The following is a 13,331-nucleotide window of genomic DNA, read 5'->3' as shown; positions in this document are numbered from 1 at the left end:
TGGCGTAGGAAATTTGAGCACCGCGCGGCATTCGGCCAGGCAGCGAATCACCACGATAGGTTATTTGCGAATAAAACTGCTATCGCGGGCGGTCCCGGCTTCGAGCAAGACAAGCGGTCAACGTTCGCTCACCTGCCAATTAAAGGCGGAAGTAAGCCGCCGGAGCACTAGTCGTACGTTCTTACTGTTCCTTATCTCTATGGTTAAAAAGGAAGGCGGCATGCGTAAAATCTTCATCACATCTCCCGGTAACGCCAATTATCCGGAAATTACGGCCTATCAAAACTATTTCAAATCCCGCGGCGTGGATGTGGTGGTTGGAACAATAAGCGAGTACCGTGCGCTCGAAAACAAGGCGGATTTCGTGTTGTGGGAAATCATGGGTTTTTATCCAAATCGGTTTGAATCCGACTTCGTCATCCACGACTACCGTTCTCTGTCCGTTGGGGGCTGGCCGGCGATAAAAGACGTCGCCAAGCGGTACCTCAATTGCCAGCCGAATCTGCGGATCTTTCAAAACAAACGCCAACAGGAGATCATGGGTTTCGGCCACGGTGTCCCCAGTGTCATCCTGCCTATGGGCGTGCCGAACTGGATCTTCGAGGTACAGGATGATGGCCAGACAGAAAAAAAGGCTGATTTCTGTTATATCGGTGAAATGAGCGTCGAGCGAGGCTTCGATCGCGTGCTGGAAGCGTTTATAAACAAGTTCCAGAAGCGCGACACCTCCCTCCTCCTCGTGGGAAAACCGGACCCGCGCATCTACGAAAGATTCTCGAATGCGAAAAATATCATTTTCACTGGGCCGTTGCCGCAGCGTGAGGCGCTGAAGCACGTGGCCGAATCCGAAGTTGCGGTGTGCTATTTCCCCTATCACCGGCCGCATTGCTATCAAACGCCGACCAAGCTGCTCGAGTATGCCGCGCTCGGCAAGAAAATCGTCTGCAACGACTCGCCGTCCAATATCAGATGCTGTGAAGAGATGGGCATCCACAGCGTGATCACGACGGCGAACATCTTTGATGGAATCGATGAGGACACCGCGCGCGGCGCGACAGTAAATCGCCGGACGGACTTTGCAGATCTCATTTGGGACCGGGTAATAGAGCAATCCAACGTCGCGGCGTTTCTGCCGAAGGATATCAAGCTAGCCAACGCTTGACCAATTCATTGGCGTACGACATTGCAACGATCGCGCGCCGACCTGTCTCGTGGTAGCGCAGAGCCGGCCGCCGCAGAGACCACACTTGAACGGTGACAATGACATGCAGATATTCATTCTTCACCCCGGCAAGGCGAACTATCCGGAGATAGACGCCTACACGAAGTACTTTATTGGAAATGGCTGTAAGGTAACGTCAGGAACGCTGGATGATTACAAAAAAGTCAAGAACCCGGAGGAATACATTCTCTGGTGCATCATGGGCTTCTACCCCAGGATTCCCCCCGCAAAATATGTGATCCACGACTATCGTTCGCTATCGGTCGGACGCAATAGTGCGCTAAAGGACACTATCAAGAAAACGTTGCAACCGCGGCCCAATCTTCGAATCTTTCAAAACGATTCGATGAGCGCAGTGATGGGTTTCCGCGACGGAGTGGATACTATTTTTCTGCCAATGGGCGTGCCAGACTGGATTTTCACCGCGGATGCTGACCGCAACCAGACGCTTCCGGCGGGCACGTATTGCTATCTGGGCGAGATAACGCGAGAACGCGGCTTTGACGGCTTCATCAGGGACTTCCTGGGCGCCAAGCGCGTGTCGGATACCCTCGTTCTGATTGGGCCTGTTGAAAAGGAAATATCCGACGCATATCTTCAATCGCCCGGCATCCTGTTCACCGGTCGTCTTCCGCAACGCGATGCCCTCGCGGTGGTTCGCAATTGCGAGATCGCTATCTCAACCATCCCTTACAAGCGTCCATACGACGTGCAGACGCCGACCAAGCTTTTGGAGTATGCCGCACTCGGCAAGAGAATCATCTGCAATGACTCGCCGTCGAATCTGAACGCCGCCGCCAAGTTTGGAATTCAATGCAAAATAACGGGCCCAGACGTATTCTCTAGCATCTCCAATTTCGATGGCGATATGGTGCCGAAAAACGATCCGTCTACACTGCTGCATTTGCGGTGGACGAATATAATCGCCGCCTCGGGCGTGGAACGTTATCTGGCGAGAATCTAAAAATTAAAATGGTTCGCGCGAAACTCGCACAAATCATTTCGATTATCAGCGCCCACGGGCGCTTTTTTACTCGCTCAGCACCGGACGGCCCTCGCGAATGCTTCGCAGTTGGGTCGAATAAAGCAGTTGGACGTTGTTGAAGAAGCGATCTTCGCTGAATCGGTTACGCGCCTCCTCCTGCGCCCGGCGCGACAAACCTTCACGGAATTTCTCGTCGGTTAGCATCTTCTGGATCAGCGATGTCGCTTGCGCAGCCGTCCGATAAAGGACGCCTGTCGAATTGTGCCGAATGGTATCCATATTGCCAGGACAATCTGACGCCACAACGGGTGTGCCGAGCGTCATTGCCTCAATCAAGGAGATGGGCATCCCCTCCCAGGACGCTGTCGACAAATAGATATCCGCTTGCACGACAGCCTGGATCACGTCAGCACGGGTAAGCCAACCGGTCACACGCACACCAGCGTCCTCGAGCGTCCTCCGAAGATCTGCGTCACCGTCGCCGATCCAGACGAACTCAGTGTCGTCCCGATCAAACGATCGTGCAATCTCCGCGAACAGATGCGGATTTTTTTGCACACGAATGCCGCCCACAGTCGCAATGATTCGCCGTCGTTTCGTCGACCCGTCTTTTTCAGCGCTTCTCAGACGAGTGTCGCTATGGACACCGACCGCCCGATCGATCGCATTCTCGACCAGTACTGCATCTCGCCGAAGATAGCGGCGGATTGCCGTGCATTCGCTCTCAGAGCAGCCGACATATGTGCAACTCTTCAAACATGCAAGCCACTCCAAGGCGGCGAAACAGTATCGCTTCAACCTGCCAATGTCCCGCCGTACAAACGAGATGCAATGCGGGCTATACAAAAACGCCGTTGATGGCAATGCAAACAAGGTCGACATTCGTCCCAGGAAGCCCGCGAACGACGAATGCATATGGATGATATCCGGGTTCAGTCGGATCAACTGCTGGCGCAACACAGACATGATGTGCGCCAATGATGGTCCTTTCATCTGCAGATGCTGCAGGACGACATCAGGGTGAAACATTGCGCGCAAGTTTTTCGGCGTCTCCTCGCGCTCCGAATAGATCACATAAACCTCGTGACCTTCCTTGGCGAGCCGCGTTGCAAGCGTGCTCACAACTGCAAGCGTTCCTGTGGCAGTCGATTCAATTACGTGGACCACTCTCATAACTTTTTCTCGTGGATTGCTCAGCAATAGCGGATCACCTCACCGATCGGTCACGGCGATCGGGACGACATGCGATTTCCTATAGCGGAAAACCTCAGCCCGGCTCAGTAGGCGCCGTCTTTTGCGAACACCACTTTGACGGTTTTCAGAAGAATCGACATATCGAATGTCAGTGAGCGGTTCATTGCGTACCTAACGTCGAGCGAAACTCGCGTCGGATAGTCCACATCGTTTCGGCCGCTCACCTGCCATAGGCCCGTCATTCCCGGCTTCAGCGCCAGATAGTAACGAACATCACGGCCATATCTCACCAGTTCCTTTTGCACGATAGGGCGGGGGCCCACCAGGCTCATATCGCCGCGCAGCACGTTCCAGAGTTGCGGCAACTCATCGAGGCTCGTCTTGCGCAGAATGCGGCCAACCGGCGTCACCCGAATGTCGTTTTTAAGCTTGAAATCTCGGTCCCATTCCGCACGTGCCTGCGGATCTGTTGCGAGCAGTTTGGCAAGAACCTCATCGGAGTTCTTGACCATGGAGCGGAACTTAAGGCACTTGAAAGTACGTCCTCCCCGGCCAATTCTTGGATGACCATATACGGCGTTTCCGTGATCGCTCATGACGACCAGCGCAATGATCAGTAGAACCGGGGAGAGCAGTATCAGCAGAACTGACGCTCCGCAAACGTCCATTGCTCTCTTCACTGCGTCATCCCACCTTGCACCCAGGAGGTTCTCGCCCGGCGGATTCGAGTCATCCGAGGCGACCTTTTTTGAATTCGCCTCAAGGCACGCCTCTTCCAGTTTCGGATCCGCGGCGGCGTTGGATTCGAACATGCTATCTCCTTAGTTCGGGAACTCGTGGGGAAGGTGCCGGCGTAGGCACCCTGCGCTTGCAAGACCGGTTTTGGTGTGGAAGCGAATCGTTTAGTGTGGCTAATTTCATTGATTCACTGATGACTTCACGTGCAGCGTAACATCCCAATTCTGGACCGAATGTTAGTAATAGCGCATAAAGACGCCATCGTACAGTTCGCTCGCGACACATCATCTTCAACAGGCGCAACCGACTGCGCTTTTATCAATCAGATCCGCAGAATTCGAATTGATGACTTCACCACTGATCGTTCTTATCTCTGCTCACCATTGATAAATATCATGACAAAGCGATCACATCAGACACATGCTTTTTATCAGACAGATCAACCTCGCTTTATAAAGCCTTCGATTTTCAATTGTCTAAAGAGATACGACTCTTTTCGCACCTAAGTTGACACTTATTGGCGCGTTCAATGAAGGTTAAAAATGAAGATTTGATGAAGAACAGCCTATTTTCCGGGCTATCGCGTCAAAGCCTACGCGACCACTCGTCGCTGCGCTTCCGATCCACAAAAGTATCCCGGCTCTACGCTAGACCCGATGTGCGTTCCCGCACACGGTCGATCATTGTGGACCTCGACGCGATGACTTCGTTGATGCTGTGCTTGAAACGTCGACGCAATGTCTGATGCGCGTGTTTGACTATTCGTGCGACCAATGTCGGCTTCAACAATTGATGTTCATCTTCACACTTAACTTTCACGTTTTCGGACAAATTCTGGGTGTCAGCCCTTATAGTTAAGATATGAAATCAACTCTTATCTTGTTCGCCGCCTTGACACTTTTGTGTGGGCGGCCAATGTCGTCATTCGCGAAGGACGGTCACGCCAAAACGACGGACATCACTACCGCCAATGCTCATCGGCTTGCGGCGCTGCAGCCGCCGCCCACCGGAAGCGGAAACGACCGTTTTGCAATGGACGTGAACTGCAATCTGTGGAGTGCGGATCAGATGGCACTGAGCGAATGCTCAAAGGACCTGGATCTGATTGCCGGTTTGGGCGTGGGTACGGTTCGCCTCGGTGTTTCGTGGGACTTCATGACGCTGGCCGACGGCAGCACGCTGGACCCCAATAAGGTGACCTTTCTGAAGGCGCTTCTCAACGCCGCGCGCACGCGCGGTATGAAGATTCTTTTCCTGGTGGGCATGTACGCGCCGTCTAGCGCATACCAATGCCAGGCCACCCAGAATCCGCCGAGCGCATCGTCGGCGCGACTCGACTTCTGCGACGCGGCGTTCACGAAGTATTTCGGCTCGCTGATGGACATCGCGCTGCCGTTTACGGCTGACATTGAACTGTTCAATGAAACCAACTGGTCGTTCTCCGCCTCGGACCCATCTTACGGTGATCCGCACGGTATCTCCGGCTACATTCTGAATCGCAGCAAGACGCTCTATTCGGAAGCCAAACAGATTCTGAACATGAAAAGGCAGTCCGGCTACAAAACGGTTCTGCACACTCAGGGGATCTCGTACTTCTACAACTCGACGTATCCGAATAACGGCTGGCAACCGCCGGCGGGCAACGAGCTGATCCAGGCGACCGACTACATCAAGGCAATGGGCAACAACTCGAAGAGCGCAGCCAGCCCGTTGAATACCACGATCGATGTCGTCGACGTTCACCCGTACTTCAGCAGCGCCGATTACCACATGCTGATGCAGTCGTTCAACACGACCGTTTCGAATCTGGTTGCCAGTGGTTCCAAGCCGATATGGATTACGGAAACCAACAACGGTACGAGCCGCACGGACGCCGGGCAACTCGCAGCATTCAACCAGTTGAAAGTTTTGATGAACAACGGTTCGGTGGCGAAGGCGTTCTGGTATGTCGTGCGTAACGGCGATCCGAGCAACGGAGAAGGCGACGGCTACTCAATCTACGATTACAACCGTAACCTGATTTGTCCACAGCTTGCCGCCGCCATTCGAGCCTACACCGCGGCGATCCCGCGAGCGCAGCGATTCCTGTCGGCCCCCTACCTGGCGCCGGTCAAGTGAAACCGCCTATTGCGATCGATCAGTTGAACGCGAACGCCAACTCCGGCGTTTGCGTCATTTTTGTTGGTTTTACCCTGCTCCAACGTGCTTGATAGTTTTGAAATGGGGAAGCAGCGGACATCCTCAATGACGGACGAATCATAAAAATCACAATGCGACTAATCATCCTCCTTTGATCCTCTCGCGCGCGCAACGCAAAGCGCACACGCAAAGACCCCAATCGCTACGCCGATCAGCAGGCAGGCGGCATGCGTCAAGAAAGTTATCATCTTCCACTCCCCTTACGATCACATCGAGATATTAAGAATTTGAACAGCACGATGTCATCGGTGACGTAGCTATGGGCTGGGATGTTCCCTAGCGGCACCGGACAGTGCGATGAAGGCGACCTAAAGTCCGGCAGAGATTGACAAAAGCACAGTGCCCTGTTTGCGAATGAATACCGATCAAATAGCGAAACTCACTATAGCATGGGTTTAGCCCCTCTCTCGGCGCCAATCTCCAGAATGGCAATGGCCTCGTGGCCAACGCGCAGATTCAGTAAAGTATGACGCACAAAAGTGGTCGACACGGTAGGAGAACGCGAAGATGCCGGCATCGCGATAGGCGGAGATCACCGGCCATCGAAATGGCAGACACGTGGGCGACAAAGGAATTTGGCATGGTGACACTTACGACCAATTTCCCGTGTGAGACCTGAAGCCCGAACAGCTTAACAGGCTGCAGGAATCAACTTTCGAGCCGAGTCGAGACAATGGCGGCCGGCACGACGTAAAGATCAGAAAGATGCAGCCATAGATGAGGACGCCGGCGCCCGTCTGCTCAGCTTTCGAAGGCGCCAACAGGCAGGTCTAGTGGCCGGCGAACTCAGTGAGCGGTAAGAAACCGGCCGTGGCCCTCGCTTCGCGAAGCTTAGTTTTTCTTTGTCTTTCCGCTGGCCGGCAATGCGTCGAGATAGGAAGCATTGCGATAGAGGCCGGCGCGCGAGCCCAGACTGTAACGATAGACGTCCGTATCGATCCCGTTGAAGATCACACCCTTCACCCGCGCATTCGCCTGCTTGAGCTGTGCGGTCGCCTCCTGCACCTGCGCGATGGAAGTCGTCTCGAAGCGCGTCACCAGCAACACGGTGCCGCAGCTATCCGCGAGCGCGGTCGCGTCGGATACGGCCAGCACGGGCGGTGTGTCGATCAGCACGATGTCGTAGTCGCTCGTCTTCGCGAGGAACTGCTGCATGCGCTCGCTTACCAGCAGCTCCGCCGGGTTCTCCGGGATCGCGCCGCGCGCAACGAAGTCGAGGCCCGGGCGCACGTCACGCATGATCACCGCGTCGGACGTCACCTCCGACGACAGATAGTCCCCCAGGCCCGGCGTCGAGTCGAGGCCGAAGTACTGCTCCAGATGGCCTTTGCGCAGATCCGCGTCGATCAGCAACACCCGCTTGCCGGCTGCCGCGACGACCGCCGCCAGATTCGCCGAGAGAAACGACTTGCCCACCTGTTCCGTCGGCCCCGTCAGCAGCACGCGGTTGTCGCCCGATTCCGATTCAAGCATTGCAAAATGCAGCGCGGTTCTGAGCCGGCGCAGGCTTTCAATCGACGGATCGCGCGGAAACTCGCTCGCCAGCAGGAACTTCTCGTCCGCGGGCAGCTTCGGCGCCTTGCCGATGCGCGCGACTTTCGCCTGCGACAGCGGCACGGTCGCATACACGTTCAGGCCCGTCTGCTCCTCGATCTCCTGCGCGTCGGTCACGCCCCGATAGAGCGCCGTACGCGCGAACGCTGCACCCACACCCAGAATCAGGCCGCCCAACGCCGCATAGATAATCACCAGCAGTTTGTTCGGCTTGATCGGGTCTTTGGGCACCACCGGGTTATCGATCAGCCGCACCGTCCCCACCTTGCCCGCGCGAACCAGCTTCAGCTGTTGCATGTTGTTCAACATGCCAACATAAAGCTCGTTGTTCACGTTCATGTCACGCGTCAGGCGTACCGCATTCTGCTCCAGGTCCGGCAACGCCTGTTCCTGCTGCGACAGGCTGCCGATCCTGCTACCCAGCATGCCGATCTGCTGATCGAGCGCCTGGATCGCCGGGTGACCCGGCGCGTAGATCGCGCTCATTTCCGCACGCTTCTGCTTCAGTTCCAGCAGGCTGCGCTGCGTGGCCACGCTCTGATCCAGATAGGCCTTGCCCTGCTCACTCAGATTGAACACGCCCATGCGGTTGCGCATGTCGTTATAGCGCCCCTCGGCGCGCTCCAGGTCGCTCTTGAGCTGCGGCAGCTGGGCGCTCAGGAACTCGAGCGACTTCTCGGCTTCCGCCGCCTTGCGCTTCAGATTCTGGTCGACATACGCATTGCCGATTTCGGCAAGCGTGCTGGCCGTCAGCATCCGCTCGGAGCCCGTCAGCGACGCGCCGATGATGCCGCTGTCCTTGCCCTTCTGCGACACGGTCAGCCTGTTCTGCAGGTTTTCCACCGTCTTCTCGCGCGACTGCCGCTCCAGAATGAATTGCGTGCCCGGCCTGGCGTTCAGCGCATCGACCCGCAGCGTGATCGCGCCTTCAGGCAGTGTCGTGTCGAGCGTGGCGCCCACGCGGCCCTCGATCGGCTCGCTCAGATCCGACTGCTCCAGCCGGTAGCGCCCGTCCTCCAGAACGGTCAGCACGAACTTCTCGCCTTCGAATGCTTCCGGAACGTTGAAGCTGGACACCCTGACCGATTCGTTGCCCCACGCATATCCGCCAAATCCAAAGAGACCTGGCGAGGAAAGGTCTTTGGCCTGCCGCCCCAGCCACTCGCCGATCAACGGAAAGCGCTTCGGCCTGGCGCTGATATCGAGGTGCAGATCGTCGACGGCTTTGCCGACCACCATTCTCGACTGGATGATTTCCATCTCGGCCGTCGCCTCCGTCTTGACGTCGAACATGCTCGAGACGTCGCCCAGAGGACTCTTTGAGTTGTTGGTCGGGATGCTGCCGTCCACCTGCACGAGAATATCGGCCTGGTACACCGATGGCGCGATAAACGCGTAGGCCACGCCCAGGGCGAGCACGCTGCCGGCGATTCCACCGACCAGCCAGCGGTTGGCCATCAGTACGTCGAAATAACGTGAAAGACTGACATCGTTATTGCGGACCACGGCAGCATTCGTAAGGAGAGAGTTCTGATTCATCGAAACCCCAGGGCGGGTGTACGAAAACGGTGGAAGCTGGATTCAAGATGCAGGCGATGCGGACCCGCCGCCTGCTCGAATCAAATCGTCTTATCGTCTACACAGCTTCCGCCGGACCTGGCGCAGACTTCTAATTTTTCGGCATCGGATAGATTGCGCCGGCAGACAGACATCGAGTTATTCATATCAGACGCAACCGCAGCCTATCTGACGGCTTGCCGCACCTCCGTACGCTGCCACACGTTGTCGCTTTTCGGCCCAACGTCACACTCGATTCAACCGCGAATAGTCGGATATGAGTCGCGCGACCGCACGCAAAGGTGCTACGGCTTGGTGACGAAATGCCAGAGCGCCGCACACTCGCTATCCGATATCCGGTAGTGAGGCATGGCTTTGCGCAACAAAACGTTGGCCGGGTCGATGCCTTCCCTCAGCGCCCTGCAGAACGTTGCCTGATCGTAACTGCTCGCCGGACCGTCCCTTCGACTCTTCGCAGGAAACAGGCTGCCGGCGGTCAACGGTGGCGCGAATGCGTCGGCCGCGCCGGTTTGCGAATGACAGTTCGCGCAACGGGTGGTCGAGCCGGGCAGCAGATGATCGTCGTCGCGCAATTGCGCCGCGACGGAATGCTGCCCATTAAAGATCGCGCACCCGAGATCCTTTGGCTCGCAAAGCGGCGCGGCGTGCGCAACATGCGTGATGCCCGCCAACCCTAGTATCAGCGCCACACGCGCCGCGGTCCGCCGTGACAGTAACGCCATCACTGAATCTGCACCGTGCGCGAAACGCTCGGCACGCCCTTCGCGTTCAGGCCAAACAGCATGTAGTAGCCAGGCACGACTACACCCGGATCGGAAGGAATATTGATCAGATATTCACCCGCCGTTCCTACCGTGAAACTCACGGGTACCCGCCGCTGCTCGTTGTTGACCGCGTGGGTCGACGAAGACATGCGCATCAACGCAAAGGCCGTGATGCCACTGCTGCCCGTCACCGCGATCGATGTCCCGAGCTGTGCGGTGGTCGGCGCGGCTGTGAGGGTCGGTCGGGTTGCCGCCGAGCCGTCCGCGTTCAGCAGGTACGGCGGGGTGAGTATTTCGAGGTTCGTGTGATTTGTCGAGCAACTTCCGCACAGTCCGCCGCCGCCACTCAGTACGCGACCGTCCGGCAACAGCAGTCCGATGCTGTGATAGTTACGCGGCACGGCTTGCGGCGGGAGCAGCGAGAAAGTCTTGGTGGTAGGGTCCCACAACTCTGGCGCCAGCACGGCGGTGTCGTCCGAAAACGTTACCGGGTACGCCTCTCCACCTAAGACCACCACCTGACCGTTCGGCAAGACCACGCTGGTGTGAAAGGCGCGGCGGTAATTCATCGGCGTAAGCGTTTGCGTCACCGCGGTGCCGCTACTGATGTCGATTAGCGTGGCGTTCGCAGTCGCGTTGGCGTACTCGTAGCTCGTCGCACCGCCAACAGCCAGGATCTTGCCAATATCGTACATAACGGCGTTGCCGTTCATCGCATCGGTATCGCTGCCCCGGTTGCCGGCAGGCGTCACGTTGCCCCCGCCGGCGGTATCGAACCAATGCATCGCAACGCTCGGACCGGCGTGGAAGACTCGCCCATTTGCCACCGCAAACAGCCATGCATGATTGTCGGAGCGGAAAATGCCAGCCGCGTCATTCGTGAGGATGTAGTCGGCGAGAATGGCGCTGTTGACCTGCCAACCCGTACTCGGTGACCAGGTTTCGCCGGTCTTGCCGCCTTCGCCTCCGTTCCACGAACCACCCACCTGGAATACGTTGCCATTGCTCAACGTTACGCTGCCCTGATAGGCGCGCGCAATTTTCATTAAAGGACCTGACGACCATTTTCCAGTCGAAGGCGTGTAAAAGCTCGTCTCGTCACTGCTCGAGCCACCGGTGACGTAAATACGACCATCCGGAAGATTGACGATGCCCGGACAGAACATATCGTGGCCGGTATTCGTCACGTACACCTGTTTGCTGGTGCCGGTAGTCGGGTTGAAGATTGCGGTGTACGTGTTGCCGGGGGTGACTTCGCCAGCCGTAAAGTCCAGCTTCTTGTCAGCGGACCACACTACCACCGTTCCATCGGGAAGATTCGCCGCAGCAGCCGGCACGATCGACAGGTTATAGGGTGTAGTCCACTTCGCCGGCAATGTTTTCGCGGTCAAGCCGCTGATCTGCCACGTCTGCAGCGGGGCGCCGCTGCAGGGCTGCTGCGTGATCTGCGAGCCCTGTGCCGTGAGACTCGCAACCGCCAGACACAAGTTGCTCTGCGACGCGACGATCGCAAAGCCGCCACCTTGCGGTATGAGTTGAAAGCTTTGATTCGGCTGGCCATTGCAGGTCCACTGGTCCGCTCCAGCGCCGGCGTCCGTGCTTACACCGTAGATGTCGAGGCACAGATTACTGTTGACGTTGACGAACTGATAAAGCCCGTTGTTCTGGGTCAATGTCCAAAGCTCGTTGTTCTGCCCATTGCAGGTCCACTGGATGACCGAGGCGCCAGGCGTTGTCGATTCGGCGTTCACATCGGCGCACAAGCTGGTCCCGTTAACGGTGATCGTGCTCGATGTCTGCGCGTGCGCAGTCGTGGAGAAGATTGAAAGCACCGGCAAGAATGCAATTAGCAGCAATGCTTTCACCCACCTGTCGAATAACTGCGACCTCAACCTAAGCGATTTTTTTTGTGACATGTTCTCAGTCCAATAGGTTACACACGCCCTAATGCGCCCAGTACCTCGCAAACTTGATCCGCGCGGGGCAGGTCATCGCTTCGCCAGCGCAACATTGCGTTAGCGTCGAAGCAGTAGATTTGGGTCGAGTGATCGGCAATGTTGCCGAGTGGCAAGGTGCTGCCCGAAAGCGCGGTGCGCATCCGGTCGACGTCCTGCAACGTCGGCGTGGCCGCCCACCATTCGGGTCCGGCCTGGAAGCGCTTGAGCCATGCGTGCAACGCAGGCGGCGAGTCGGAAAGCGGATCGATTCCGATCGACACCAACTGAACGGGATAGCGATGCTGCAACTGCGATATCCGTTGCTGAACGGTGCTGAACAGCGCACCCTGCAAAGGACAAACTGAACTGCATCCTGTGTAAATCGTCTGCAACGCAGTCACTTTCCGATGCAACAGGTCGGTCAGCAGCTGCTTCTGGCCGCTTTGATTGATCACCCAGTAGTCGTCGAGACGAATAGGCGGCGTGACGAGTCCCACGCTTGCGTGCTGCGCATATAGCGGAAAAGAAATGCCGGCTAACGCCGCCGCCGATACGCCACGCAGCAGCGCACGGCGACTCGGGTTTCCGAGCGGCGCGCACGCACGCAACGCCGCGCGACTCGGCGCGTGTTGATGAAACATGAATGTGATCTCCCGCAACGTGTAACTATCTTCAGTACTGTTCGTCGCCATCTTTATTGCGTGTTACCCGCGCGGCAAATTCGCAGACGTCGCGCGACGGCTACGTTCGCTCTCTGGCGAATCAACGGCAATGGTGAGCGTAGCAGGGAACCTTCCGGAAAATGACAGCGTCTGGCCCGCGACTTGCCGCGTTTTGTGAGGTCGACCACATAACCATGAACCTCCAAAAAACTGGGCGCTGAGAAGGTCCAAGCAAAGCTCTTTTTTGACTTGCAAATCGCGAGTTGCGCACTGAATCATGAAGCGCGGTGGAAGTGAACAGGTGTTTCGCTGGCGATGATGTGTAAGTCTCCGCCCCTTGCTCGCGTTGATCTCTTTATTTTCAAAGCTCAAAACCGAACCGTCGCGAAATCCGCATTTTGCGATTTATTTAATGCGCCCGGACAGTTCAAAAAAAATCCATCGCCCGTCACCTTCTCTTTCGAAAACCATACTAATGAATTCAGTTAGTTTTCAGTC

8 protein-coding genes and 1 pseudogene are annotated in these 13,331 nt (G+C 56.7%); 3 read left to right on the top strand and 6 right to left on the bottom strand.

Annotated elements, in window-relative coordinates; all coding sequences use genetic code 11:
- Positions 1-220 precede the first annotated feature (220 nt).
- Together VSR82_RS16830 and VSR82_RS16825 are read left to right on the top strand one after the other, a co-directional pair.
- Positions 221-1,162 carry a glycosyltransferase gene (locus tag VSR82_RS16830; protein WP_410853109.1) on the top strand — a complete coding sequence of 314 codons (942 nt, stop codon included), beginning with the start codon at positions 221-223 and terminating at the stop codon, positions 1,160-1,162.
- A 103-nt stretch (positions 1,163-1,265) separates the two neighbouring features.
- Positions 1,266-2,186, top strand: a complete 921-nt coding sequence (locus VSR82_RS16825) for a glycosyltransferase (protein ID WP_368587803.1) — start codon at positions 1,266-1,268, stop codon at positions 2,184-2,186.
- Between the two features lie 66 nt (positions 2,187-2,252).
- Here VSR82_RS16825 and VSR82_RS16820 read toward each other — a convergent pair whose 3' ends face one another.
- Together VSR82_RS16820 and VSR82_RS16815 are read right to left on the bottom strand one after the other, a co-directional pair.
- Positions 2,253-3,380: a glycosyltransferase gene (locus VSR82_RS16820; protein ID WP_368587804.1), complete on the bottom strand. Its 1,128-nt coding sequence runs from the start codon at positions 3,378-3,380 to the stop codon at positions 2,253-2,255.
- 104 nt (positions 3,381-3,484) lie between these two features.
- Positions 3,485-4,081: pseudogene (locus VSR82_RS16815) on the bottom strand (sugar transferase); the annotation flags it as partial.
- Between the two features lie 919 nt (positions 4,082-5,000).
- Here VSR82_RS16815 and VSR82_RS16810 point away from each other — a divergent pair.
- Positions 5,001-6,257: a glycosyl hydrolase gene (locus VSR82_RS16810; protein WP_429462672.1), complete on the top strand. Its 1,257-nt coding sequence runs from the start codon at positions 5,001-5,003 to the stop codon at positions 6,255-6,257.
- A gap of 912 nt (positions 6,258-7,169) precedes the next feature.
- Here VSR82_RS16810 and VSR82_RS16805 read toward each other — a convergent pair.
- The 4 genes from VSR82_RS16805 to VSR82_RS16790 all read right to left on the bottom strand — a co-directional run bounded on the left by VSR82_RS16805 (position 7,170) and on the right by VSR82_RS16790 (position 12,812).
- The gene (locus VSR82_RS16805; RefSeq protein WP_429462674.1) at positions 7,170-9,431 is read right to left on the bottom strand and encodes a polysaccharide biosynthesis tyrosine autokinase; all 2,262 of its coding nucleotides are present in this window, start codon (positions 9,429-9,431) and stop codon (positions 7,170-7,172) included.
- Between the two features lie 323 nt (positions 9,432-9,754).
- Positions 9,755-10,192: a hypothetical protein gene (locus VSR82_RS16800; RefSeq protein ID WP_429462676.1), complete on the bottom strand. Its 438-nt coding sequence runs from the start codon at positions 10,190-10,192 to the stop codon at positions 9,755-9,757.
- Positions 10,192-12,150 (bottom strand): RICIN domain-containing protein, encoded by a 1,959-nt coding sequence (locus VSR82_RS16795; RefSeq protein WP_429462678.1) that lies wholly within the window; start codon positions 12,148-12,150, stop codon positions 10,192-10,194. Before VSR82_RS16795 ends, VSR82_RS16800 begins: the two co-directional genes overlap by 1 nt.
- Before the next feature lie 17 nt (positions 12,151-12,167).
- Positions 12,168-12,812: an SCO family protein gene (locus tag VSR82_RS16790; RefSeq protein ID WP_368587903.1), complete on the bottom strand. Its 645-nt coding sequence runs from the start codon at positions 12,810-12,812 to the stop codon at positions 12,168-12,170.
- Positions 12,813-13,331: the final 519 nt, after the last annotated feature.

Origin of the sequence: Burkholderia sp. JPY481, assembly GCF_038900515.1 — a bacterium.
GTDB lineage: Bacteria > Pseudomonadota > Gammaproteobacteria > Burkholderiales > Burkholderiaceae > Paraburkholderia > Paraburkholderia youngii.
The sequence above is the reverse complement of the archived record's forward strand: the minus strand, read 5'-3'. Positions and strand labels throughout refer to the sequence as shown.